The 23,774-nt window shown below is 72.5% G+C and carries 21 protein-coding genes and 2 pseudogenes; 10 read left to right on the top strand and 13 right to left on the bottom strand.

The features are described from left to right. Positions 1 to 111: 111 nt before the first annotated feature. From ACO0M4_RS11095 to ACO0M4_RS11085, 3 genes are all read right to left on the bottom strand, one after another. Positions 112 to 1,623 carry an FUSC family protein gene (locus ACO0M4_RS11095; protein WP_430369699.1) on the bottom strand — a complete coding sequence of 504 codons (1,512 nt, stop codon included), beginning with the start codon at positions 1,621 to 1,623 and terminating at the stop codon, positions 112 to 114. 307 nt (positions 1,624 to 1,930) lie between these two features. Beyond that, positions 1,931 to 2,458: a GNAT family N-acetyltransferase gene (locus ACO0M4_RS11090; protein ID WP_430369698.1), complete on the bottom strand. Its 528-nt coding sequence runs from the start codon at positions 2,456 to 2,458 to the stop codon at positions 1,931 to 1,933. A gap of 62 nt (positions 2,459 to 2,520) precedes the next feature. Further along, positions 2,521 to 3,078, bottom strand: coding sequence for a DUF6624 domain-containing protein (locus ACO0M4_RS11085; protein ID WP_430369697.1), 558 nt, complete (start codon positions 3,076 to 3,078; stop codon positions 2,521 to 2,523). Positions 3,079 to 3,278: 200 nt separating this feature from the next. Here ACO0M4_RS11085 and ACO0M4_RS11080 point away from each other — a divergent pair, with 200 nt between their 5' ends. Next, complete coding sequence (locus tag ACO0M4_RS11080) at positions 3,279 to 3,761, top strand: Lrp/AsnC family transcriptional regulator (protein ID WP_430369696.1); 483 nt, start codon at positions 3,279 to 3,281, stop codon at positions 3,759 to 3,761. Between the two features lie 239 nt (positions 3,762 to 4,000). On the opposite strand, the gene ACO0M4_RS11075 is transcribed toward ACO0M4_RS11080, so the two are convergent. Further along, positions 4,001 to 5,086, bottom strand: coding sequence for a sugar ABC transporter substrate-binding protein (locus tag ACO0M4_RS11075; RefSeq protein WP_430369695.1), 1,086 nt, complete (start codon positions 5,084 to 5,086; stop codon positions 4,001 to 4,003). A gap of 282 nt (positions 5,087 to 5,368) precedes the next feature. On the opposite strand from ACO0M4_RS11075, the gene ACO0M4_RS11070 reads away from it, so the two are divergent. Then, positions 5,369 to 6,256, top strand: a complete 888-nt coding sequence (locus tag ACO0M4_RS11070) for a phenylalanine 4-monooxygenase (RefSeq protein ID WP_430369694.1) — start codon at positions 5,369 to 5,371, stop codon at positions 6,254 to 6,256. A gap of 44 nt (positions 6,257 to 6,300) precedes the next feature. Here ACO0M4_RS11070 and ACO0M4_RS11065 read toward each other — a convergent pair. Then, positions 6,301 to 6,558: pseudogene (locus tag ACO0M4_RS11065) on the bottom strand (MATE family efflux transporter); the annotation flags it as partial. Here ACO0M4_RS11065 and ACO0M4_RS11060 point away from each other — a divergent pair. Beyond that, the gene (locus tag ACO0M4_RS11060; protein WP_430371338.1) at positions 6,547 to 7,209 is read left to right on the top strand and encodes an ABC transporter permease subunit; all 663 of its coding nucleotides are present in this window, start codon (positions 6,547 to 6,549) and stop codon (positions 7,207 to 7,209) included. The pseudogene ACO0M4_RS11065 and the gene ACO0M4_RS11060 sit on opposite strands and share 12 nt — an antisense overlap. Next, positions 7,097 to 8,263, top strand: a pseudogene (locus ACO0M4_RS11055) (ABC transporter ATP-binding protein); the annotation flags it as partial. The gene ACO0M4_RS11060 and the pseudogene ACO0M4_RS11055, both read left to right, overlap by 113 nt. Before the next feature lie 223 nt (positions 8,264 to 8,486). On the opposite strand, the gene ACO0M4_RS11050 reads toward ACO0M4_RS11055, so the two are convergent. Together ACO0M4_RS11050 and ACO0M4_RS11045 are read right to left on the bottom strand one after the other, a co-directional pair. Next, on the bottom strand, positions 8,487 to 9,239 hold the full coding sequence (locus ACO0M4_RS11050; protein WP_430369693.1) for a PP2C family protein-serine/threonine phosphatase: 753 nt from the start codon (positions 9,237 to 9,239) through the stop codon (positions 8,487 to 8,489). A 75-nt stretch (positions 9,240 to 9,314) separates the two neighbouring features. Continuing rightward, complete coding sequence (locus ACO0M4_RS11045) at positions 9,315 to 10,448, bottom strand: site-2 protease family protein (protein ID WP_430369692.1); 1,134 nt, start codon at positions 10,446 to 10,448, stop codon at positions 9,315 to 9,317. Between the two features lie 346 nt (positions 10,449 to 10,794). Here ACO0M4_RS11045 and ACO0M4_RS11040 point away from each other — a divergent pair, with 346 nt between their 5' ends. Further along, entirely contained in the window at positions 10,795 to 11,082 is a 288-nt protein-coding gene (locus tag ACO0M4_RS11040) for a hypothetical protein (RefSeq protein ID WP_430369691.1), read from the top strand. A 218-nt stretch (positions 11,083 to 11,300) separates the two neighbouring features. On the opposite strand, the gene ACO0M4_RS11035 is transcribed toward ACO0M4_RS11040, so the two are convergent. The 3 genes from ACO0M4_RS11035 to ACO0M4_RS11025 all read right to left on the bottom strand — a co-directional run bounded on the left by ACO0M4_RS11035 (position 11,301) and on the right by ACO0M4_RS11025 (position 14,706). Further along, on the bottom strand, positions 11,301 to 11,744 hold the full coding sequence (locus ACO0M4_RS11035; RefSeq protein WP_430369690.1) for an SRPBCC family protein: 444 nt from the start codon (positions 11,742 to 11,744) through the stop codon (positions 11,301 to 11,303). 383 nt (positions 11,745 to 12,127) lie between these two features. Next, the gene (locus tag ACO0M4_RS11030) at positions 12,128 to 13,297 is read right to left on the bottom strand and encodes a PP2C family protein-serine/threonine phosphatase (RefSeq protein ID WP_430369689.1); all 1,170 of its coding nucleotides are present in this window, start codon (positions 13,295 to 13,297) and stop codon (positions 12,128 to 12,130) included. 716 nt (positions 13,298 to 14,013) lie between these two features. After that, positions 14,014 to 14,706: an RraA family protein gene (locus ACO0M4_RS11025; RefSeq protein ID WP_430369688.1), complete on the bottom strand. Its 693-nt coding sequence runs from the start codon at positions 14,704 to 14,706 to the stop codon at positions 14,014 to 14,016. Positions 14,707 to 14,935: 229 nt separating this feature from the next. Between ACO0M4_RS11025 and ACO0M4_RS11020 the strand changes: the two genes are divergently transcribed. Both ACO0M4_RS11020 and ACO0M4_RS11015 read left to right on the top strand, forming a co-directional pair. Beyond that, the gene (locus tag ACO0M4_RS11020) at positions 14,936 to 15,694 is read left to right on the top strand and encodes a TetR/AcrR family transcriptional regulator (protein ID WP_430369687.1); all 759 of its coding nucleotides are present in this window, start codon (positions 14,936 to 14,938) and stop codon (positions 15,692 to 15,694) included. Between the two features lie 137 nt (positions 15,695 to 15,831). Beyond that, the gene (locus ACO0M4_RS11015; protein WP_430369686.1) at positions 15,832 to 17,121 is read left to right on the top strand and encodes a cytochrome P450 family protein; all 1,290 of its coding nucleotides are present in this window, start codon (positions 15,832 to 15,834) and stop codon (positions 17,119 to 17,121) included. Between the two features lie 163 nt (positions 17,122 to 17,284). Here ACO0M4_RS11015 and ACO0M4_RS11010 read toward each other — a convergent pair whose 3' ends face one another. After that, the gene (locus ACO0M4_RS11010) at positions 17,285 to 20,557 is read right to left on the bottom strand and encodes a CHAT domain-containing protein (protein WP_430369685.1); all 3,273 of its coding nucleotides are present in this window, start codon (positions 20,555 to 20,557) and stop codon (positions 17,285 to 17,287) included. Between the two features lie 129 nt (positions 20,558 to 20,686). On the opposite strand from ACO0M4_RS11010, the gene ACO0M4_RS11005 reads away from it, so the two are divergent. From ACO0M4_RS11005 to ACO0M4_RS10995, 3 genes are read left to right on the top strand one after another with little or no spacing between them, the layout of a single operon-like run. Further along, a complete protein-coding gene (locus ACO0M4_RS11005) occupies positions 20,687 to 21,058 on the top strand; it encodes a hypothetical protein (RefSeq protein ID WP_430369684.1) in 372 nt (123 codons plus the stop codon). A gap of 20 nt (positions 21,059 to 21,078) precedes the next feature. Continuing rightward, positions 21,079 to 21,444, top strand: a complete 366-nt coding sequence (locus ACO0M4_RS11000) for a hypothetical protein (RefSeq protein WP_430369683.1) — start codon at positions 21,079 to 21,081, stop codon at positions 21,442 to 21,444. Between the two features lie 6 nt (positions 21,445 to 21,450). Further along, positions 21,451 to 21,801: a hypothetical protein gene (locus ACO0M4_RS10995; RefSeq protein WP_430369682.1), complete on the top strand. Its 351-nt coding sequence runs from the start codon at positions 21,451 to 21,453 to the stop codon at positions 21,799 to 21,801. Here the strand turns inward: ACO0M4_RS10995 and ACO0M4_RS10990 are convergent. Continuing rightward, positions 21,773 to 22,642, bottom strand: a complete 870-nt coding sequence (locus ACO0M4_RS10990; RefSeq protein WP_430369681.1) for an ABC transporter permease — start codon at positions 22,640 to 22,642, stop codon at positions 21,773 to 21,775. The two genes, ACO0M4_RS10995 and ACO0M4_RS10990, sit on opposite strands and share 29 nt — an antisense overlap. Next, complete coding sequence (locus ACO0M4_RS10985) at positions 22,639 to 23,550, bottom strand: ABC transporter ATP-binding protein (protein ID WP_430369680.1); 912 nt, start codon at positions 23,548 to 23,550, stop codon at positions 22,639 to 22,641. The genes ACO0M4_RS10990 and ACO0M4_RS10985 overlap by 4 nt, the downstream gene beginning before the upstream one ends. Positions 23,551 to 23,774: the final 224 nt, after the last annotated feature.

The following is a 23,774-nucleotide window of genomic DNA, read 5'->3' as shown; positions in this document are numbered from 1 at the left end:
CCGTCCGGACGGTGTCCCGTTGTCCGGGCGACGCTAACAGGGCGGGTGGGGGCGGCGCCGGTGGTAGCCGGGACTGGTCGGTGGCACGGCCGGCGCGCCACCGGCCGGCGCTCAGGACGACGCGGCGAACGGCGCCCGGGGCGAGCTGCGCACCGGGTGGGCGAGCGCGGTGAGCGCGGACTCCAGGCCGTGCAGATGGGCCAGGGCGCGTTCGGCGCCCGGGTGGTGGGCCGGTGCCGGGCCGTCGAGCGCGGCCACGGCCGAGGGCCCGGTGGCGAACAACGTGCCGACCACGGCCTCCACACGCTGGCAGGCGGCGGTCAGCCGGGCGTCGTGCGAGGCCGCCGGATCGGCGGCGACCGCGGCCAGGCCCCGCACCTGTGCGGCGCACTCGTCCAGGTAGGCCACGACCTGGCGGGCGCGGGCCTTGCGGTGTCGCAGCGGGTTGAGCGGGTGCAGCAGCGGTACCAGCGCCAGCCGCACGCGGGCCAGCAGGAGCTCCAGCTCGGCGACGTGTGGTGTCGGGTCGGCCTGGTCGTCCCCGGCGAGCCGGCGGGCGGCGACCGCGGTGCAGTCCCGTACGCAGTGCACCGCGCGCTGGATCCAGGCGTGGGTCGCGGCGTGGGTGGTCACCGGCAGCACCAGCGCGACCGCCAGTGCGGCCCCCAGCGCACCGACCGCGGTCTGCTCCAGCCGCATCGCCAGCAGCCCGGGGTGCAGGACGCCAAGCAGGCCGTAGAGCAGTCCGGCCATGCTGGTGACGAAGAACATCATCCAGCTGTACGAGGGCGCCGCGGTGTAGAAGATGCCGAAGACGCAGACCGCGACCAGTGCGGCCGTGGGGACCGGGGCGCCGTGCAGCGGGACGGCGATCAGCAGGCCCACCGCGATGCCGGTGACGGTGCCCAGCATCCGCCGGAATCCGCGGATCAGGGTGTCGCCGCGGGAGGCGGTGTTGACGAAGATCCACCAGGCCGAGACCACCGCCCAGTACCACCGGTCGTGCGACAGCACCTGGCCGGCGGCGAGCGCGAAGCCGCAGGCGGCGGTCGCCTGGACCGCCTGCCGGGTGGTGATCCGGGCCAGGCCGCGGCCGGCCGGCGGGGCCACCGCGGCCGGCGGCGGCAGCCGGCGCTCGTAGCACCAGAGGCCGAAGCGGACGGTGGCGGCCGCGAGCAGTCCGAGCGCCACCGCGCCGCACAGTTCCGGCAGCCGGTCCGGGGTGGCGTGCAGGAACTGCACCATGAAGAACATCATGAACCCGAAGATCCCCAGCGCGTGGCCGCGCGGGCCCCAGCGGCGGGCGTACACCCCGACGCCCACTACGGCGAGGAACGCGGCGTCGCGCAGCAGTGGGTGGCCGTGGAGCGCGGTGGCCGCGGCGAGTACGGGGAGGCCGGCGGCGGGCAGCAGGGCGGTGGTGACGGCCTGGCCGCGCACCGTGGGGTCGCCGACCGTGAAGAGCGCGAGCAGCGCGGCGAGCCCGCCGGCGACGGCCGCGAGGACCGACTGCGCGACGAGTCCCGACACCGTCACCGCCAGCCCGATCCCCAGGACGGCCCGGACGGCGCTGCGCAGTCGCACCCGGCCGGGGTCCGGAGCCACGAACATCCTCTTCAGCACGGCCTCCCCTTCGTTGTGGTCCTTCGCCCGCGCCGGTCGGTGCGGGCGGGGCGGGCGACAGCCCATGAAAAAGGCGCCGCGGATTCCGCAGCGCCATTGACGAGAACATCAGACCATCTAGCCACCAGGTGGCTCAAGGGATGCCGAAATGGCTGGGCCATTGGCATAGCGAGGAGGGAGTTGGGTGCGCCAATAGCGGGCCAACGGACCAGCCGGGGCGGGGTGCCCGGGCGGCGCGGCCGCGTCGGGCACGCCTCACCTGGGGCCCTCACATGGGGACGTCACACGGGAACCTCACACGGGAACCTCACATGGGAAGGGAGCGCAGCCGCACCGGGCCGGACGGCCAGGCGGCGCCGTCGTGCAGGGGCGTCCACAAGGTGCGCAGCGGCATGACCACGGGGCCGGCGGGCTGCTCGACCTGCACCTCCGCCAGGACCTCCCGCCAGCCGAGCCGTGCGTAGAGGGCGACCAGCACCGGGCGGCAGAAGAGGAGGCCGTGCCGCGGTCCCATGGTGCGGGCGTGGTCGAGCGCGGCCGCCACCACCCGCCGGGCCAGCCCCTGGCCTCGTACGTCCGCGGCCACGGCCACCCCGCCGACGCCGATCACCGAGGTTTCCGTCCCGGCCAGCTCGATCGGCAGCCGGCGCAGACCGGCGTGCGCGACCAGGCGGCCGTCGAGCCGGATGCCGAAGTGTTCTTCCTTGGGCAGCCAGGTCAGGCCGGCGGCGGCGACGCCGAAGGGGTCGGGGCCGTCGCCGAGTATCTCGGTCAGGTGGGCGCCGGTGAAGTCGTCGAGGCGCACCGCGGTGAACTGCGCGGGGAGGTCGGTCATGCCGTGCATCATGATCCGCCGGACGGCCGGAGGGCCAGCCCGGGCCGGGCGCCGGGTGGTGCTCAGGCGAACTGGGCGACGTACTCGTCGAACGGCGGGATGCCCACCTCGGCCCGCCGCTGGTCCATCCGCTCCGGGTCCCGGCACGGCCACGGCACGGGCACGCCGTCCCGGACCCCGGCGATCTGGGTGCCGTAGATCTGCTCGTGCCCGTCGTTGACGAGCGTGCGGTCCGCGAGGAAGGCCAGTTCGCGGGGGCTCGCCAGGCCGTCCGCGACGGCGCGTTCCATCAGGCGCAGGGCGCGCCGCTGCACCTCCAGTTGGCGGTCGGCGTGCTGGGCTATCAGCCAGGCGCTGCGGGCGGCGTCCGCGCCGAAGCGGTCCGCGGTGGGCCAGCCGTGGGCGTCGATGACCTCGGTGAGCCGGTCGGCGTGCCGGGCGGTCAGCCGGCGCCAGGCCAACTGGTCGGCGAAGTCACCGCTGTTGGCGCGGGGTGCGGCCTGGTTGTCCGCGGCGGCCATGGCGACGAGTTCGGCCGCCACCGCGGCGAGGTCATCGGCCGCGCCGTGGCGGCCCTGGTCGCCGTGGTCGGTGCTGCGCTCGTGCGCGTCGTGCGTCATCCGTGCTCCAGACCGTGGTGGTGACCCTGCGTCGGGTCGGCTGCCTCCACGCTAAAGGGGCGAATCGGCACTAAAGATCGTGCTTGGGTACGGTGACAGCAGGGGCGCCGCGGCTGGATAATGGATCTGTCCTCGGAACGCTCCGGCCGTGCCCGGCACCCCGCCGACCAACCCGCCGACCGTGAGGAGGCCGTGAGCCGATGGCCGTGGACGCGCTGGACGCGAAGATCCTCCGGTTGCTGCTGGAGCAGCCGCGGACGAGCGTGCGGGAGTACGCCCGGGTGCTGGGGGTCGCCCGCGGCACGGTGCAGGCCCGGCTGGACCGCCTGGAGCGGGACGGGGTGATCACCGCCTACGGTCCGCGGCTCTCGCCCACCGCGCTGGACCACCCGGTACTGGCCTTCGTGCACATCGAGGTGACGCAGGGGCACCTGGAGGAGGTCGCCGCCGCGCTGGCCGAGGTGCCGCAGATCATCGAGGCGTTCTCCACGACCGGCGGCGGGGACCTGCTGACGCGGGTGGTGGCCCGGGACCCGGCACATCTGGAGGACGTGATCCAGCGGCTGATCAGCCTGCCGGGGGTGGTCCGTACGCGCACGGAGGTGGTGCTGCGCGAGCGGGTGCCGCACCGGATGCTGCCGCTGGTCGAGGCCGTGGGCGGCGCGGCCGGGCCCGGGGGCTGAGGGATCCGGGCGGGACGGCGGCGGCGCATGCCGGTCGAGGAGTTGCCGGCCGGGGCCAACCGCGCCCCTCCGAAGCCGGCGCGGGTGGGTACGGCGGTGTTCCCAAAGACGCGGGAGCGGTCAGCGGGAGTTGGCGCCGGACGGCGTGCCCGGGGATCGGGTGGGCGGATCGGTCGGGGTGACCGCGGTGGGCCCGGGGCCGGCCGGGTTCGAGGTGCGCCGACCGGCCCCGGGGCCCGTCACTTCAGGCCGAGGGATGCGCACTCCGCGGCGAGGGCCGGGGTGCACAGCCAGTCGGTGCGGACCACTCCGTCGCTGACGACGGTGTCCTTGAGGTTCTCCTTGGTGACCATGGTGGCCTTGAAGAGCTTGGCGGGGATGCCGGACTTGCTCTTGCTATCGGCGGTGGTGGAGGTGAGCGAGGTGATGCTCTGCCCGCGCAGCAGACGGAAGGCGATCTCCGCGGCGGTCTCCGCCTCCGGCCGCACCTCCTTGTAAATGGTGAACGCCTGAGTGCCGTTCAACAACCTTTGCAATGCGGGAAGTTCGGCGTCCTGGCCGCCGACCGGAACATTCTTCACACCGGCCGACTTCAGTGCGTCGGCGATACCGCCGGCCATCCCATCATTCGCCGAGTAGACCGCGTCGAAGCCCTGTGGGCCACGGGAGTTGATGACGTCGGTCATCTCCTTCTTCGCGGTTGCCTCGGACCATTCGGGGATGTCCTGCTCGTCGACGATTTTGCGGACCTTGCCGTCGAGGGCGGCATGCGCGCCCTTCTTGAAGGACGGGGCATTCGGGTCGCCCGGGGAACCGTTGAACATGACGACGTTCGCGGTGGCGGCCCGGGAGCCGAGCGCGGCGAGAATTCCCTCGCCCTGGAGGCGGCCGATCTTCTCGTTGTCGTAGGAGACGTACGCCTTGACGTCGCCCTCGGCGAGCCGGTCGTAGGCGATGACTTGCACGCCTTGACGTGCGGCGGAGTCCACCCAGCCCTTGGCCGCCTGGGCGTCGACCGGGTCGAGGACGATGACCTTGACGCCCTTGTTCACCATGGCCTCGAACTGGGTGCGCTGGGTCTCGGCGCTGGACTCGGCGTTTCCGTAGTCCAGCGTGCATTCGAGGCAGAGCGCCGCGATTCTCCGGGAAATGATGCGGTGATCGAATTTCTCGTACCGCGTGGATTTGCTCTCGGGAAGGAGGAGGCCAATGTGGTCCTTCCCTTCGGGCGCTGCCTGATGATCACTTCCACAAGCCGCCAAGGGTGCGGCGAGGGAAAGCGTCAGCGCACTGACGATGACGCGGCGACGTATTGTTGCATTCATCACATTCACAGCGCCCATTGCCTTCATCGGCCTCATGAAAAGTACCTCCACAGGGGCCGCCCTGACTCGGCCCATGAAGGGCTGAGTGAACGTCACTGAAGCCCGGATCGTCAAGAAACGAAGCAATAACGATACAAAAGCGACCCATGCGTTGAGAGACCGAAGGCAGCGCGGGCGCGACGCTCGGCGGGCGGACGGCGCACACGGCGCGGACCGCGGGGGACCGCGCACCGGCCGCTACGCCAAGTGGTCTCCCCCCGGCCGTGGGGCAGATTCAGAGCCATGAGCACGGTACGGAAGCAGACTCCCGTCTCCACCGAGGGGCGGCTGGGCAGCGCGAACGAACACCCCGGGCGCAGCGACCAGGACTACCGGCGGCGCCGCGACGCCCTGGCGGCCCGCGCCGCCAACCACCCGGTGGGGGCGCCGTACCCCGGCGTGGAGTACACCGAGGAGGAGCACCGCACCTGGCGGACGGTGCACGACGCGCTGACCCCGGCGCACCGGGCGCACGCCTGCCGGGCGGTGCTGGAGGCCGGTGAGGACACGGGCATCCCCGCCGAGCGGGTCCCGCAGCACGCGGACGTCACGCCCGGGCTGCGGGCCCGTTCCGGTTTCGCGCTCACCTTGGCCGGCGGGATGGTGCCCAACGAGCGGTTCCTGGGGGCGATGGAGCACGGCTACTTCCACGCGGTGCAGTTCGTACGCCATCCGGCCGTGCCGCTGTACACCCCCGAACCCGATGTGCTGCACGACGTGTTCGGGCACGGGATCCACCTGTCGTCGCCGCGCATCGCCGCGCTGTACCGGGTGATCGGCCGGGCCGCGAACCGGGTCCGGACCGCGGAGGCGCTGGACATCCTGAGCCGGGTGTATTGGTACACCCTCGAATTCGGGCTGATCACCGAATCCGGGGCCGCCAAGGCGTTCGGCGCGGCGCTGCTGTCCTCGTACGGGGAGATCGCCGCGCACGAGGGTCGGGAAGTCCGCGAACTGGACATGTCCGCGGCAGCCAGTACCTACTACCGCATTTCCAGCTATCAGCCCGTTTTATTCGCGGCGCGCTCTTTCTCCCATCTTGAGGACACGCTCGGTGCGTTCTGCGCGGAATTCGACGATGACACCGGGAATCGGCTGGGGCTGCCGTCGCTCCCCCGCGACCGGGGGTAGGCCGGCGCGGTGGGTCGGGGTCGGACAGGCCCTGGGGCCGGTCGTCACGCGCACGCCTGTGGGGCGGCGGCGGCCCGCATCCGTAGGGCGGTGCCGTACCGGCGCAGCAGGAGGAGGGCGGTGGTGGCGAGTCCGGCGAGCAGGCCGAGCCAGATGCCCAGGGTGTGCAGGCCGGCGGCGTAGCCGAGCGCCCAGGCGGTGGGCAGGCCGACCATCCAGTAGCCGATGAGGGTGATCCGGAAGCCGCTCTTGGTGTCGTCGAGGCCGCGGAGCAGGCCAACGCCGATGTTCTGCGCGCAGTCGCCAGCGCCGCCGCGCCGCTCGCCGCCGCCGGCTTCGTCGAGTCGGCCGCCGCCGGTGGCGAGGGCCTGTGCCACCTGGCGCTGCGGGAGATCCTGCCCAATCTGCGGGCCACCGTCCTGGCCCTGTTCGGGCTGCGCTTCGTCGAGGCGGTGTACGTCATCTCGATGGCCGGATTCCTCCAGCTCGGACCCCAACCACCCACCGCGGACTGGGCGTTGATGATCCGCGAGAACGCCTCCGGCATCCTGCTCAACCCCTGGGCGGTGGTCGCCCCGGCCCTCGCCATCGGCCTGCTGGCCATCAGCGTGAACCTGGCCGCGGACACGGTGTCACCGACGGCTGGACGCCGAGCGGTGAGCAGACGCTGGACGCGGCGGGGCGCGACGCGGGGGGCGGGGTGCGGCGGAGTCCGCGACGTGGTGGGGGGCGGTGGTCGCCGAGGTCGCCGCCGACCCCAGCCCCGCCGCCGTACGGGACCTGCTCGCCGCCTGCCGACTGCCCACCGACGACGGCCTGCCCGACCGCCGCCCGGCTGCGCTCTCGGGCGGCCAGCAGCGCCGGGTCGCCCTCGCCCGGGCGCTCGCCCGCCAGCCCGACGTCCTGCTCCTGGACGAGCCGACCGCGGGCCTCGACCCCGCCCTCCGCGATGAGATCGGCGCACTGCTGCGCGACCTCGCCGACCAGCACCACCTGGCCATCGCCCTCGCCTGTCACGATCCCGAACTGGTCCACCGGTACGCGGATGACGTCGTCAACCTGACCACACCGGCTCCCGCAGCCAGCACCTGTGAGGCCGACCTAGCATCCACGGACCGCCAGGCACCCGAACAGTGCCTAGATCAGCAGGAGTTGGGGCATACACCGGAGCCCCCACCCCTCGCAGAGGCAGCGCCGGTCACCGCTGCCGGGAACCCGTCCCGCGCCCGACCGCGGACCCCTGGCACCGCGGTGCGACTACCCGCCGCCACCGGCCTCGGCGCGCGCCGCCTCCACGTCACCTACCGACGGCGGGGCGCCGCCCAGCACGCCCTCACCGACGTCGACTTCCTGGCCGCGCCCGGAAGTTCGGCGGGGGTCTGCGGTCCCTCCGGCTCCGGCAAGACGACCTTGCTGCGTGTCCTGGCCGGGCTCCAGCGCCCGGATGCGGGGGCCCTCACCTTCGACGGGCGAACGCTGCCGGTCCTCGCCCGCAAACGGCCACGCGAGGACCGCCGCCGCATCCAGTTGGTACCGCAGAACCCGCTCGGCGCCCTCAACCCCGCCCACACCATCGGCGCCACACTGGCCCGTCCGCTGCGGCTGCACCACCGGGCCGCCCGAGGCGAGTTCACCGGCCGGGTCACCGACCTCCTCGGCTAGGTCGGGCTGTCTGCCGCATGCGCCGGCCGCTATCCGCACGAACTCTCCGGCGGCCAACGCCAACGGGTCGCCATCGCCCGTGCCCTGGCCGCCGAACCGGACGTGCTGCTGTGCGACGAGATCACCTCGGCACTCGGCCCGGACACCGCCGTGGCGGTCATGGACCTGCTGACCACGATCAGGGCGGACCGTGGCCTGACGCTCGTCGTCGTCAGCCATGACGCGCCACTCGTCGCCGCGTACACCGACACCGTGCACACCCTGGAGGCCGGGCGGCTGGTCTCGACCGGCCCGGCCGCGAACGTCGGGGGGCACCCGCCGGTGGCCCGCGCAACAGCACGCTGAGGGTGCTCGGCGACGATCCACGACACTTGACCGCGCCCGATGGCGTCCGATGGCGTCCGGCAGGGCCGTACCCAAGGGCTGACGTCCGGCAGGGCCGTACCCAGCGGCTAGCTCCTGGCGCGGCCTGGCGTGGCGTGATCGGGCGTGGCCTGATCGGGCGTGATCTGGCATGGCGCCGATCGGGCGTGATCCGGTGTGGTCTGATCCGGCCCGGGGGTCCGCCTCACCCCCCGACGCCGATCAACGCCACCGTGATGTTGTCCGGGGCACCCGCCTCGATGGCCGCCTTCCACAGCTCGAAGGCGGCCCGCCCACCGTCGTGCGCCCGTAGCACCTCGGCGATCTCCTCCTCCAGGACCGGATCGGTCAGCCCGTCCGTGCACACCACGTACCGCCGCTCCCGAGCGAGCGGCACGCTCCGCACATGCGGGGTGACCGCGCTGAACCGCGCCGCGCCGCCGATCGCCTGGGTCACCAGTGATGTGGTCCGCTGGCCCGCTTGCAACGGCGGGCTGTCGTCCACGCTCACCTGGCGCAGCCCCGCCCCGTCCGACTCCAGGACCCGGCTGTCGCCGACGTTGAAGACCAACAGTGCATCGGGCAGGACGACGGTGCCGGCCACCGTCGTACCCATCGCGGTCAGCGCCCGATCGCGCTCGGCCGCGGCGTACACCGCCCGGTTGCACCGGGTCAGGGCCTCCCGCACCGCCTCCTCACTGTCCAGCGACGGCCCCAGCGCCGCCAGGTGCGCCACGGTCAGCGCGCTGGCCACTTCACCGCCCGGCTGTCCGCCGATACCGTCGGCGACCGCCACCACCAACGGGCTGCCAAACGGGAACACCAGCGTCTGCGGGGTCTCGGTCACCGTGCCGCACAGCGTCCACGGCCCGACGACCAGACTGTCCTCGTTGTGCTCCCGGATCAGACCGGTGTGGCTGAGCGCCGTCACCGTGATGTACCGCGTCACCGTGTCCATGGCCGTCGCTCCCTCGCGGTCGCTCCCCCGCCGATTCCACCGCGACGTCTCCCGTCTCGCCCCGGGCCCACGGGCTCACCCGGCCCCCGCCCGACCGCTCAACGTGTGCCGCTGCATCAGCCGGGAAACGTCCTTGGCGGTGATGATCCCCACCAGATGCCCCGCGTCCACGACCAGGATCCGCATCCCGGTCCGCAGGGACGGCTTCTCCAATGCCTCGGTCAGCAGATCGTCCGGCGCCGCCACCGCGCACTGGGACAGCGGCGTCGCCACGTCCCGCACGCGGAGTTCCGCCCGCTGGGCGACCGGTATCGCCGCGAGCCTGCGAAGGTGCACGATGCCGCTCGGCCGGCCCTCGAAGTCCAGCAGCGGGACGGCCGAGTGCCCGGTGTGCACCGCCACCTCGTCGATGAAGCGCTGGACGGTCAGCCAGTCCGCGCCGGTCACCACGGGGCTGGACATGGCATCGGCCGCCCGCACCCCCCGCAGCGCCGTCTGCAACGTCGCGCGCCGCCGCTCCGCCCCGGCGACGGCCATGATGAACAGCCCGATGAACCCCAGCCACAACCCGCTCGGCACCCCGCGCAGTACGGAGATCCAGCCGATGGCCAGCAGCAGGCCGCCAATCACCTGCCCACCCCGGGACGCCACCAGATCCGCGCGGTCCCGGTCCCCTGTGCGCCACCACAGGAGCGCCTGCACCACCCGGCCGCCGTCCAGAGGGACGGCCGGCAGCAGGTTGAACACGCCCAGGAACACATTGGCCCAGCCCAACCACACCAGGACGATCGAGGGCACCGCCCACAACGACAGCGCGTTCAACCCGAACCCGGCTCCCAGCGCGACACCCCCGATGAGCAGACTGGTCAGCGGACCGCTGACGGCGACCGCGAAGGCCGCGGCCGCGGTTTGCGGCCGCCCCATCCGCGTCATCCCGCCCAGCGCCCACAGGGTCACGTCCTCGACGGAGATCTGCTTCCGCCGCGCGATCGCGGCGTGCGCCGTCTCGTGCAGCAGCAGACTGCCGGTGAGCAGCGCGGCGCCGACGACCCCGGCCAGGGCGTAGACGACGGCGGAACGCCCCGGGGCGATCACGGGCAGCGTCTGCCGCCCGAGGCCGTACGCGAACAGCGCCACCAGCAGCGGCACGCTCCAGTGCATGCGCAGCGGCACCCCGACCACTTGTCCGATCCGGACCGAGCCGTTCATCAGCGTCTCCCGCCGGCCCGGGCGGTGGTTCCTCCGGGCGGGGCCTCCCGCCCCGCACTCCGCGGACCGCCCGGCACGGCATCCACCCTCATTGTCACTCGCCACCCCGTCCCCGTCGGCTGCCGCCAGCACCGGCCCTGACCCGCCCCCAGTACTGACCCGCCCTGCACCTGCCTGCCTGCCTGCCTGCTGCACTGCCCCGCCCCTCTCCGCCTGCCTCTCCGTCTGCCTTGCTGCCGGTTCGTCCGCCTGCCTGCCTGCCGCACTAACCTGGAACTGCGGACGCCCATCGGGTGCGGACGCCAGCAGGCAAAGCGCACCGCCCTGGACACGGGAGGCGAGAGCCATGGGACGCAGCCACCACTTCCACCTCGATCAGGGCGGCCACTCGATCACCGTGAACATCGGACCGGGACGGGACGGCGAGATAGAACTCCTGGTCAACGGCAAGGTCGTCGCATACCAGAAGGAACACGACACCGGCCTGAACCTCCTCACCGGCGAACTTCCCGACGACCCCGTCCGGCTCTTCCGCGTCCGTGTCCGTGAACCACGGCTCGTCCCCACCGCGCCCCGCTGCTCGCTGGAACTGGACGGGGTGGAACGCCCCATGCCCGAACGCCACCTCGCCTGAGCCACCGCCTCACCATCGCCGCGGCACAGCCACATCCCGGACGCCGTCACGATCCGGGCGCCGCCCGTCGCCCCGTTCGTTAGTGACAGGTGCGAGGCCGGCTCATCGCTTCCCTCCTCGCACCCGGCCCTACCCCTCCTCCTCACTCACCCACTTACTCGTTCATGTACTCACTCGGCCTTGTACTCACTCGGCCTCGCGCTCCACCTTGTGCGCTCCTACTTGGTGGTCTTGCGCTCCGCCTCCACCAGCTCCTTGAACTGCTGGAGATCGCTGCGGACACCACGCTCGATCGCGACCGCCTGCGCGAATCCCTGCGGCCCACCGAACGTCTCCTTGATCGTGCCCGGGTCGTACTCGAACCGGGCCTGGAGCCGGGTGTGGTCACGGTCGATGGGCAGCAGCGAGAACGTCCCCGCCAGATCGGGGCCGCTCGTGGTCTGCCACGTCATCACCTTCTCCATCTCCCGGTCGACGATCTCGACCTGGAACTCCTGCTCCTTGCCACCTGCGTCGATATCCAGGTGCGCCCGTCGCTCGCCCGCCGATCGGGCTTCCCGGACGCCGTTCAGGAACCGGGGATAGGTCTCCGCACGATGGAGGCAATCCCAGGCGTTTTCGAGGGGAACGCTGATGTCGATGTGTTCTTCGAGAGTGCTCATCGGACACCTCACACCTTCCTGCACGACCCCCGCTACGTATCCAGGGTCCTCCGCCCGGCGCCCCGAAGCGACCCGAGTGCCCCGGCCTCCCCGCGCCGCGCCCCCACCCACCCCCACCCGGTCCAGACGGAGCACCACCCCCCTTCAGTCCTTTCGTCGGTCCTGCCGTCGGTAGCGTCGTCGGTCCGGTCCATAGGTCCCGTCGTCGGTCGCGTCGTCGGTCCCGTCGTTCTTCCCATCGTCCCGTCGTCGTTCCCGTCATCGGTCCCGTCGGCATTCCCGTCGTCGCCCAGTACAGCGCGAGGGTGTGTGCGGGCCTGAGGGCGCCGCCCAGCGTCAGCCGGGAGAGCGTCGCCCCGTAGACGGGAGGGTGCCGGCCGGGCCTATACGGGCTCGGGAGCCCGTCCGCACGGTGCGATCACGAGGATCGCCACGTCGTCGTGGAGGACGCGGGTGTGGCGGGGTAGGTCGGCGTTGAGGAAGTCGATGACGTCGGCCGGTCCGGGCGCGGGCCGGCCGCCGAACCGTTGGCCGAGCCGTTCCAGCAGCGGATAGAACGCACCCGTGTGATCACGGGCCTCGATCAGTCCGTCCGTGCAGAGCAGCAGCACATCACCGTGGGCGAAGCGGTGCGTGTACGAGACCGGGGTGTCGGCGGCCAGGCCGCCCAGCCCGAGCGGAAGCGCGGGCGGCCCGGTGAGGGCGGTCACCTCTCCGTCCGAGATCAGCACCGGCTCGATGTGCCCGTGGTTGATGATCGTCACCTGGTGGGCCTCGGCGTCGTACTCGATCAGGGCCGCGGTCACGAACAGCTCGTCGTCGGGGATCTCCGCCGCCTCGTGGGCCAGCCGCCGTTCCATCCGGGAGGCCACCGCCAGCAGGTCCCCGGGATCGTAGACCGCCTCACGGAAGCTGCCCAGGATGTCGGCGACGGTACGGACCGCCTGCAACCCCTTCCCCCGGACGTCGCCGATGATGGCTCGCTCACCGGCCTGGGTGGCACGGATGTCGTACAGATCGCCGCCCACCATGGTGCCGATCTCGCCCGACCGGTACAGACCGGCCGCCAGTACCCTGCCGACCCGGTGCGGCACCGGCCGCAGCAAGGTCCGCATCAGCGCCTCGGCCACCGAGTTGACGCGCACCAGGTGCCGCTGCTGACGCTGCCGGTATCCGGCCAGCGCCACACCCATGATCCCTACGACGATGGTGGAGATATACGTCGCGACATAGTGATTCCCCCATAGCTGATGGATGTTGTGGCCCGTGCAGCACGGCGTGCCCGCGAGCACGCCCTCCAGGACGACGGCGAAGACGGTCACGACGGCGACGCCGATCGGGCCGTGGGTGAAGGCGGCGAGCACCGGAACGGCGATCAGCAGGGAACTCACCGCCCACAGGGTGGGCGTGACGAACTCCAGCAGCAGCACGACCAGGACGTAGAGTCCGGGCAGCCAGCGCATCCACGGGGGGACCGTCGGCGCCTCGAACCCGTTGCTGTCCACGAGTCCGGAGAGCCGCTGGCCCGGGTGTCCTTGGCTCGACGACCTCACGGCGGCGGCTCCCGCCGTGCCGCCGGGACCGCACCCACCAACGCCGTCACCCTCGTCCTCAGCGTCACCGCTCAACGACCCACTCACGCGACCTGTTCACACGGACTCCCGCCACGGACTCCTGTCACGACCGTGCTCAAGGCCCACAGCCTGACGCGCCCGGACAGTCAACCCGACGATTACGCCATCGGCGGCATGTCACCTCCTGTCAGCCGGCGCCCGCACGCCGGCTCTCTCGGGTATCTGATCCGATCCGTCGATGCCCTGGGGCGTGCTCCACGAGTCGGTCAGCGCGGCCGGCGGCCCCGCCCGCCGCCGCGGCGGTGTCCCGCCCGTCCCAGCCTGTGGCCGTGGTGCCGGCCGCATCGACCGGCGTGCTCCGCTCCTGCTCATGATGGCCCCCGTTTTCAGACAGTTGACACGTGGATGAGTCCGTCCGGCGCGGGCATCTGCCGCGTCTCGACGTATTCCACTGTCCGCGATCCGCCGCCCGGCGGCATCGAACCGTGGGTGGCAACACGGCATCAACCCCAGGTCGTACGGGAGGCGCCGGCCGCATACCTGAGGGTGATGGGCGCCGCGTTGCACTCCCCCGACCTCGGTACCTGCGGCTCGCCGACCGACTCCGCGGCTCCATGCCTGCACAGCTCTGTGCCTGCACAGCTCCGCGGCCCTATGACGCTGCGGCTGTGCGGCTCTGTGCCTCTGCGGTCCGGCTACTCCTCCACGGCTCCGCCGACCCGCCGGAGGTGCTGCCGGAACGTGTACGCCGGATCGGTGGCGCGGCGCGCGAGGAAGTCGTCGAAGGCGGTCTGCCGGCGCAGGGTCTCGCCCGCGCGGATCCTGCGGGCCTGTTCGCGCTCGGTCTCCCAGATGGCGCGGGCCGTCTCCAGTACCTCCTCGGCGCGGTCCGCGGGGACGAACAACACCCCGTCGTCGTCGCCGAAGACCAGATCACCGGCGGTGACGAGATGGGGGCCGAAGCGCGCACTGACCAGGGCGTCGGGCTCCCGGTCGTCGAGCCGGACCGGACCCGACGCATGGCGTCCGTAACTGAACACCGGCAGACCGATCTCGACCAGTTCCGGGGTGTCCCGGTGGAGCCCCCAGATCACCACACCGGACAGCGCCGCGGCCTGCGCTTCGAGGGTCAGCAGGTCGCCGACGCACGCCTCGTCCTGGCGGCCCCCGTTGTCGATGACCAGGACGTCGCCCGGCTCGGCATCGGTGAACGCCTCCAGGAAGATGTCGACGCTCCCGTAGTGGCGGGCCGGAAGCGCCCGCCCGGCGACCCGGTGGCCGGGAACCACCGCACCGACACCGGGCGGGGCGGCGCGCAGCGGTACACCGAGCCGGACGCAGGCGTCGGCCACCAGGGGCGTGGACAGCTCGGCGAAGCTCTTGAGCATGGCGTTCTCCTCGATTCGGTCCCGTCACCGCCTCGGAGCGGTCGGCGCGGGGAAGCGACGAACGCTGCCATGATCCCCGGCCGTTCCGGCCCGGACAAGCGGCCTGCCCACTATCGCTCCACCGCCCGCGAGTGGCCGGAAACCGCCTTATCGGACGACCCCGCCCTCCCTACCTTTGACCACGTGACCAGATTTGAAATCTGGTCACGCATGGGGAAGGAGAGGGTGAGTGGAGCGAGCCGAACGCGGTGAGCGCATCCTGGAGGCCGCCGGGGAGCTCCTGGTCGCCTGGGGGTACCGGCGGGTGACGATCGATGAGATCGCCCGCCGGGCCAAGGTCGGCAAGGGGACGGTCTATCTGCACTGGAAGACCAAGGACTCCCTGCTGCTGACCGTCGTGCTGGTGGCCAAATCACGAAGTCAGCGGCGGCATTTGGAGCGGATGCGGTCCGATCCGCGGGAAATCCTGCCGAGTCGGACGATGCGCGGCTACTACCAAGACTTCCTGGAGGAGCCGGTACTGCGCGCCCTCTACACCGACGACGTCGATATCCTCGGCCGGCTCAACGATGCCGCCAAAAAGGAATTCGCCGAGCTGATCGCGTTCAGCGACGAGGTGACGCTGCGCTACCTCGAAGTACTGCGGGAGCACGGTCTGGTGCGTACCGACGTCGACGTACTGCACCAGCGCTACATGCTGCTTTCCACGACCACCGGATTCTTCATGGCCGAGGCGATGTTGGGCGACCGTGCGCCGGACACTCCGGGCGTGCGCGCCGAACTCCTCGCCGAGACGATCCGCAGCTCTTTGGAAATGCCTGCGGAGGCGTTCCCCGCACCTGACGCCGGGCCGCCGGGCCGCTCCGGGCCACCCCCGGGAACAACCATGGACGAGGCACTAACAGCCGCCGCACTCGAAATCCTCCCGCTGTACGCACAGGTGGAGGAACAGAGCGCCCGGGAACTGCGCCGGCACTTGCGGGACTGATATCCCCCGCGGCCCGTACCTGATCTCGATCCGTCGCGGCTCCGTTCCGACGTTGTTTCGGCGTCACTTCGGCGTCAAACCGGCGCCATCTCTACTGCTTCTCAGGCTCATTTCACCGCACCTCACAGGAGAGAGACATGACCGAATTAGCGGACTCCCCCTTCAGCGAGCACGTCGGCAAACACCCCGGCGAGCCGAACGTGATGGAACCGGCCCTGCTCACCGATCCGTTCACCGGCTACGGCGAACTGCGCGAACAGGGCCCGGTGGTCCGCGGCCGGTTCGCGGACGACACCCCCGTGTGGTTCATCACCCGCTTCGAGGACGTCCGCGAGGTTCTGCGGGACCACCGGTTCGCCAATAACCCCGCCTTCGCGACGGGAAGCGCCAGCGGTGACACGTCCACCAATCGACTGATGGACATGATGGGCCTGCCCGACCATTACCGGGTGTACCTCGCCGACACCATCCTCACCATGGATGCCCCCGACCACACCCGGATCCGGCGACTGGTCTCCCGGGCCTTCACCGCCCGTAAGATCACCGAACTGCGACCCCGGGTGGAGGCCATCGCGGACGACCTGTTGAGGCGGCTGCCCGAGCATGCCGAGGACGGCGTCGTCGACCTCATCAAGCACTTCGCCTATCCGCTGCCCATCACGGTCATCTGCGAACTGGTGGGAATTCCGGAGGCGGACCGGCCGCAGTGGCGGGAATGGGGCACCGCGCTCGTCTCCCTGCAACCGGATCGGCTCAGCGAAGCGTTCCCGGCGATGATCGACCACATTCACGAGCTGATTCGCGAACGGCGCGCGGCGCTCACCGACGATCTGCTCAGCGAACTGATCCGGGTCCATGACGACGACGGCAGCCGACTCAGCGACGTCGAAATGGTCACGATGGTCCTGACCCTCGTCTTGGCCGGTCATGAGACCACCGCCCATCTCATTGGCAACGGCAGTGCCGCACTCCTCACCCACCCCGACCAGCTGCACCTGCTGACATCCGATCCGCAGCTGCTCCCCCGCGCCGTGCACGAGCTGCTGCGCTGGTGCGGACCGGTGCAGATGACGCAGTTGCGGTACGCCACGGAGGACGTCGAGGTGGCCGGGGTGCAGGTCAAGAAGGGCGAAGCGGTCCTGGCCATACTGGTCGCGGCGAATCACGACCCTCGCCACTTCGCCGACCCCGCCCGGCTCGACCTCACTCGCCAGCCGGCGGGCCGGGCCGAGAACCACGTCGGTTTCGGCCACGGCATGCACTACTGCCTGGGCGCCAGCCTGGCCCGCCAGGAGGGCGAGGTCGCCTTCGGGAAGCTGCTCGAGCACTACCCGGACATGTCCCTGGCGGTGGAACCGGACGCCCTCCAGCGGATGCCGCTGCCGGGCAGCTGGCGGCTGACCGCGCTGCCGATCCGGCTGCACTGAGCCGGGCCGAGAACCCGGGCGGCGCCTCGCGCCGATGGGGCGCTGCCCGTGGTGCGGGGCGCTGCCCGGTTCGGCTGCCGGGTCGCCGGCCGTCGGCTCCAGGACCTGTCAGGCCCCGACCCACCCGGCAGGCCCCAGGGCCGCGTCCCGCCTCCCCGCTGCCCTACGCCCCGATGTGGACATGCCCCGCCCACCGGCTCGGTAGCAGGGGTGCGTTCGCCCGGAGGGCGCGTACGGCCTGGTGGAGGGCGTGAGCGGGGGTGGGTTGGGGGCTGGTGTGGAAGAGCCGGGCGGTCTCGGCGGCGGTGGTGTCCTCGACGGGCCAGAGGGTCGCCACGACCTGGTCGAAGCCGGCGAGGTGGAAGGCGCCGCCGATGTGGACGGACTCGTCGGGGAGGCGGCCGGAGCGGGCGGTGGCACAGGCCGAGAGGTAGCAGAACTCGCCGCGGGTGAGGCGGAGTCGGGAGATCTCGGAGACGGTCAGTGGTTGGTCGTCGAGGATGAGGTGGCTGCCGTAGGGGCTGGTCGGGTCGGCGACCGCGTGGCAGGCGAAATGGATGTGGGTGCTGGCGGGCAGGGCCGCCAACAGCCGGGCGCGGGTGGCCTCCCCACCGGTGAGCAGGACCGTGCCCCGTCCGTAGTGGTCGGCGGCTGCGCGGGCCTCGGTGAGGGCGCCGGCCAAGGGGGCGAAGCCGGGCGTGTGGGGCATCGCCACGACCAGGGGCGCGGGCCGGTGGGGTCGTGGGCTGCGGCGGGCGGCGGTGCGGACGGCCGCGGCGAGGGCGGCGACGGTCGGGGTGTAGGAGGGCACCGCCCGGTCGAGGAGGGAGCGGCCGGCGTCCGGGTCGGTGTGGTGGCCGGCGGCGTGCAGCGGGAGTTGCGCCAGGGGGCCGGTGGCGGAGAGCCAGATGCGGGGTGGGTGGGGAGAGGTTGCGGCGATGGCTGCGGTGTTGTTGAGGGCGGTGGTGCGGGAGAGGTGGGTAAGGACGGGGGCCGCTGTGGTGTCCCAGAGCCACTCCAGGGTTTCGCGGAGGTACGCCTGGGCCGTGAGGCGGTCCACGAGTGCGGTGCCGGCGGTCTCGGCGGTGCGCAGCGCCTCGGCGAACCGCGCGGCACGACTTTCCGCCTCGGCGTACGAGAGGTCGGGCAGCGGTACGGCGGCCACTCCCCCGCTGGTGAGGATCAGCGCGTCGCAGCGCAGCGGGCTGGTGTTGACGGTCACCACCGGGCCGCCGGTGGCCGCCGGGCGCAGGGCGGCCAGCCGCGGTGGCCTGAGGAAGCCGTCCAGGCCGGGCAGCAGGCGGGCCTCGGCGACCACCGCGTCCCACCGTTCGGCCAGTTGGTGACGGCGGTCGCCCGGGTCCGCGCCGGCCGGGGCGGTGGTGAGGGCGGTGCGCAGTTCCGCGAGTCGGTCCGCTAGGGCCGGGGCGGCGTCCCGGAGTTCCTCCTCCTCGCCGTGGAGTCCGAGCCTACGGGTGAGCAGGATGCCGCGGCCCTGTTCGAGGAGTTCCAGGGCCCGCGCGGGGGCGTCGGGGCCGCCCGCCCGGAGGACCGCGGCCGCGGCGTCGGCGGCCAGTCCCCGGCCGTGCCGGTCCAGTTGGGTCTCCGATTCGCTGCCGTGCAGTTGGTGGGGCACCGCCTGGGGCAGCAGGGTGACGGCGCGGGCGTACGCCGCGGCGGCCTCCCGGTGGCGACCGGTGGCGGTCGCCAGTTCGGCCAGCGCGCGGTGCAGGCGGATCAGCTCGCCGGGCGGTCCAGCGGCGGTCCGGGCGGCGGTGTCGGCGAAGGCGTACGCCTCCCGGATGAGCTTGGGTTCCGGCTCGTCGCCCGCGGTGTGCCGTTGGCGTTCCAGCAGGGCCGCGGAGAGGTGGGAGAGCATGGCCGAGCGGAAGGCGTGGCCAGGGCGGGCGGTCTCGATGGCCTCCCGCAGCAGGGAGATCGCCTCGTCGAGGGCGTCCGGGCCAGCTTCCCGGCGGGCCCGTTCGCGCAGGCTGCAGGCGAGGTTGTTGAGGTAGCCGGGCCGTTGCGGGTCGTCGGGCGCGCTCACCGCCACCGCTTCGCGGTGGACGGCGATCGCCTCGTGGAGCGGGGACGGTTCCGGGGGTTGTTGCCCGCCCGGCGCGGGGCGGTCCTCCCCCGGGAAGTCGGCGCAGAGGTCGTAGAGCGCGTTGCCCAGGTGGCTGAGGGCGATGGCGAGGTCGGTGGGGTTGCCGCCGCGGGCCCGCCGGTCGTCGGCGGCCTGCCGGTACAGCGTGATGGCGTCATAGAGCACGCTCGCCAACCCGGTGCGCCGGTACTGGGCGTGCAGCACCTCCGCGTGTTCGACCAGCACGCCGTCGCGGCCGGGTGCGGGGAGTGGGTGCGGTTCGCGGCGGACCAGTTGCACCGCCTCGTCCAACGCGGCCCCGACCCCGGTGACCCGGTGGCGCTTGACCAGCAGACCGGCCAGTCGGGCCCGGTGGGACACCGCGTCCGGCGCCCCCGTGGGGGCGGCCCGTACCGCGCCGCGGCTGGCGTCGATCGCCGCGTTGAGGTCGGCCGGGGCGCCGCTGACGTCGTACCGCAGTGCCAGGTGCAGGCTGAACTCGTCGAGTCGTGACGGCAGCCACTCGCTGTCCGGCGGGGTGTGCCGCAGCGCTTCGCGGCCGTAGTCGACCGCCTCGTCGATGTCTCGCCGGTTGCTGGTGTGCCGGTAGTGGTCGCCGACCACGCGGGCGTGGTTGGCGACGGCGTCGGCCCAGCGTGCCCCGCCGGCCGGGATCAGCAGCAGCAGTTCCCGGCCGAGCCGGACCGCTTCGGCCAGGATGGCGGCGTCGCCGGTGGCGCGGTAGCTCATCTGGAGGGTGACCGCGATGAGGCGCAAGGTCCGTACCCGGTCAGGGATGTGGCGGGGCGTCAGGTCGAGGAAGGGGCGGAGGGACCGCGCGTCCCGCTGTGGCCGGCCGCCGCGCGGATCGAGCCCGCGGACCACTGCGACGAAGTCCTCGGACAGCTCCTCGCGCCGCCGGAGTCCGGAGAGCACCCAGCGGCGCACCTCCCGCGGCACTCGGGGGCCGCCCAGCCGGCGCCCGGAGCGCACCGCCTCCAGCACGGCGGCGGCCTCCGGCGGCACCGCGTCGGGCTCCCTGGCGTAGACGCAGGCCAGCGGTTGCAGGGACGCCTCCCATTCGGCCTGGTGAGCGCCCTCGGGGCCGGCGACGTGCTGGAGCCAGCGGGCCATGCCGACGGCGTGCAACGCGGCGAGGTCCGGCCATCGCGCATCGTCCATGCTGATCACCAGCCGGGAGACCGCCCCCTGCCGTTCCAGCGCCCGTAGGGGGGCGGGGTCGCCGGTGTCGCGGACGGCGGCGATGGCCTGCCGTACCGCGACGAGGAGCCCGTCCCGTGAACCGTCCCGTGAGGGATCCCGCGCCGGATCCCGTGAAAGCTCTCGCATCGCGCCCCCGTTGGCCCGAGAATGAGGTGTCTGATTCTCACCCCTGCGGTCCCGTAGGGGTACCTTCCCCGCACGGTCCCGACGGCCTCTTCAGGCAGGACAGCATAAGCCCGACCGGAAGGTCAGCCCATGGCATCGACATCACTCGCGGACGGCCGGGACGACCCCGATCTGACCGCCCTCTGCTCCCAACTCGCCGCGTTGGGCCGGGCGGTGCACGGCACGCCGCTGGCGACGGAACTCGCGGACGGCCTGACCGCGGTGCGCGAGGGAGCGCCCGCCGCGCCGCTGCTGGCACGGCTGGGTATCGCGCCGGCCGGGCAGGACCGCGACGCCTGGGGCGGCGCGGCCACCGTCGCGGGGCTGGGTTCCGGACACAGCCACGGCGAGCAGTACGCCTGCCCGGCGGGCCGGTGCGGGCGCACGGTGATCCGCGAACCGGGCGGTGAGCGGCCGCGCTGCCTGGTGCTCGGCTCGGACATGCGGCTGTTGGTGGACTGACCGATGGACCACGTCCGGTGATGCCGGTCCTAGGCGATCTGGGCCGCCAGCTCGCCCAGCGGTGGGTCGGCCGACTCGCCCTGCCCGGGCTGCTGCTGGCCGCCACGGCGCTGGGCGGTGCGGCGCTCGGGCAGCGGCATCCGTTCGATCATGCCCGCCTGCTGCACCGCTTCGCCCGCTGCGCCACGTCGTTCGCGGCCCGGCCGCCGTCGGTGCAACTCCTGTTCGCCGGGGCGGTGTTGTTAGCGGTAGCGGCAGCCGGGGTCGCGGTGGAGTCGGCGGCCGGGGTGACGCTGCGGCTCTGGCTCGGACAGTGGCCGCGGGCCCTGCGCGGCCCATCCCGCCTACTGGCGGCCCGCCGGGAGGCCCGTTGGGAGGCCGCGTAGCGCCAGGTGGCGGAGCTCCAGGCCACCCTGCCGGCGCCTCGGGAGCCAGCCGAGACGCGAGCGATCGACCGGGCGGCGGAGGACCGCGAGGCGATCGCCCCGGCCCGACCGGCCCGGCCGACGTGGATGGGCGACCGGGTCGCCGGGGCCGACACCCGCGTGCTGCACCAGTACGGGCTGGATCTCGCCGCGGTCTGGCCCCGGCTGTGGCTGGTGCTCCCGCAGGAGGTACGGGACGAGGTCACCGCGGCCCGCCGGCGGGTCGAGGCTGCCGCCCAACTCGCCACTTGGGCCGTGCCGTTCGCCGCCGTCACGGTCGCCTGGTGCCTCACACATCGCGCCGCCGTACGACGGTGACCGTGACGACGGTGGAGAGCAGCGCCCAGGCGGCCAGCGCCAGCCATGACCCGGTGACCGTCGCCGGATAACCGCCCAGTGGGGCCGTGGAGTTCGGGTTGTGCGTCAGCCGGGCCAGGGCGTTGAGCGGCAGGCAGTTGCCGATCTCCTTCAGAAGCTGGTAGTGGTCGCCGCCGAACAGCAGGGGCAGGAGGAACAGCAGCGCGACAACGCCGACGAGGGAGGCGGTGGGGTGTCGCAGGACGGCGCCGAACGCCATGCCTATGAGCGCGCAGACAGGTACGGCCAGTGCGTAGGCGAGGACCGCCCGCAGACAGCCCGGGTCGTGGAGCGAGAGGCCGACGTGGCGGGAGGCCAGCATGGCGTTGGTGGTGAAGAACGACGCCGTGGAGACCAGCGCGCCGAGGACGAGCGTGAGCGCGGTGACCACGGTCACCCTGGCCAGGATCACCGCGCGGCGGTCGGGGACCGCCGCGAAGGTGGTGCGGATCGTCCCCGTCGCGTAGGCGCCGAAGACCGTCAGGGCGCCGAAGCTGGCCGCGGCCAGCGCCATCAGGTCGGCGGCGATCGCGTTGAGCCCGTGGAAGAGCGGGTCGTAGACGTACGGCGGGAAGCCGGGGGCGGCGGGGTGCGGCCGGTCGATGTAGGGGAGGTCGCTGTGGACGGCGTTGATGTTGACGGCGAGGGCGGCGAGGGCGCTGAGGACCAGCAACCAGGGAGTCGAACGCAGCGAGCGCACCGTGAGCCACTCGGCGGCGAGCAGATCGGTGAACCGCGGTGCCGGGTCCTCCCGGTGCGCGGAGCGGGCGGTGGCGCGGGGCGTCAGCGGGGTGCTGGTCATCGGAGCCCTCCGGTGAGGTGGTCGGCGTGGCCGGCGGTGAGGGACAGGAACACCGATTCCAGGGACGTGGTGTGCGGGGTGAGGGCGTGCAGCACGATGCGGTGGCGGTGGGCGAGTTCGCCGATCCGGGGCGCGGTCAGGCCGGTGACCTCGGCCGCCTCGGCGCTCGAAGGCCGCACCGCGGCGCCGTCCGCGGTGAGCACGGCCGTCAGCGCGGTCAGGCTGGGGGTGTGCACGGTCACCCGCGGCGCAGAGTCGAGGGCGGCGAACTCCGCCGTGCTCAGGTCCGCGAGCAGCCGGCCCTGCCCGATGACGATGAGGTGGTCGGCGGTGTGCTGCATCTCGGCCATCATGTGGCTGGAGACGAGGACCGTGCGGCCCTCGGCAGCCAGGCTGCGGAAGAAGCCGCGCACCCAGCGCACCCCTTCGGGATCCAGGCCGTTCAGCGGCTCGTCGAAGAGGAGGACGGGCGGGTCGCCGAGGAGCGCGGCGGCGATGCCGAGGCGCTGTTTCATCCCGAGGGAGAAGCCCCCTATGCGGCGATCGGCGGCCGGGGTCAGCCCGACCTCGTCGAGGACCTCGTCCACCCGGCCGGACGGGATGCGGTGGGTGCGGGCGAGAATCGCGAGGTGGGCCCGGGCGGTGCGGCCGCCGTGCACGTCCTGGGCGTCCAGCAAGGCACCGACGTGACGGAGTCCGCGCGGGCGGGCGGCGAACGGGATGCCGCCGACGGTGACGGAGCCGCTGGTGGGGGCGTTCAGCCCGAGGATCATTCGTAGGGTGGTGGACTTGCCGGCGCCGTTCGGGCCGAGGAACCCCGTCACGCGGCCCGGTGCCACGGTGAAGGTCAGGGCGTCGACGGCGGTGGTGCCGCGGTAACGCTTGGTCAGTCGAGTCGCTTCGATCACGCCTCAACGGTGCCCGGCACGGCGGGTAACCGACGTCACCCCCTGGTTCGTACTTCCCGGGCCCTGCCGGTAGCCCCCTGGTATGGCGGTAGCTCTCCGGTATGACGTCCGCGGGGCGCGGGCCTGCTGGCCGCGACGGGGGCACAAGGTGTACGCGGCGAACGCGGCGGCGTCGCTCAGCGCGGTGACCGCCCCACGGACTGCACCCGCCGGGCCAAGGCAAG

The sequence above is a fragment of the Streptomyces sp. RGM 3693 genome, assembly GCF_050471125.1.
Lineage (GTDB): Bacteria > Actinomycetota > Actinomycetes > Streptomycetales > Streptomycetaceae > Streptomyces.
Note: the sequence above shows the minus strand (reverse complement) of the source record. Positions and strands in the feature narration are given on the sequence as shown.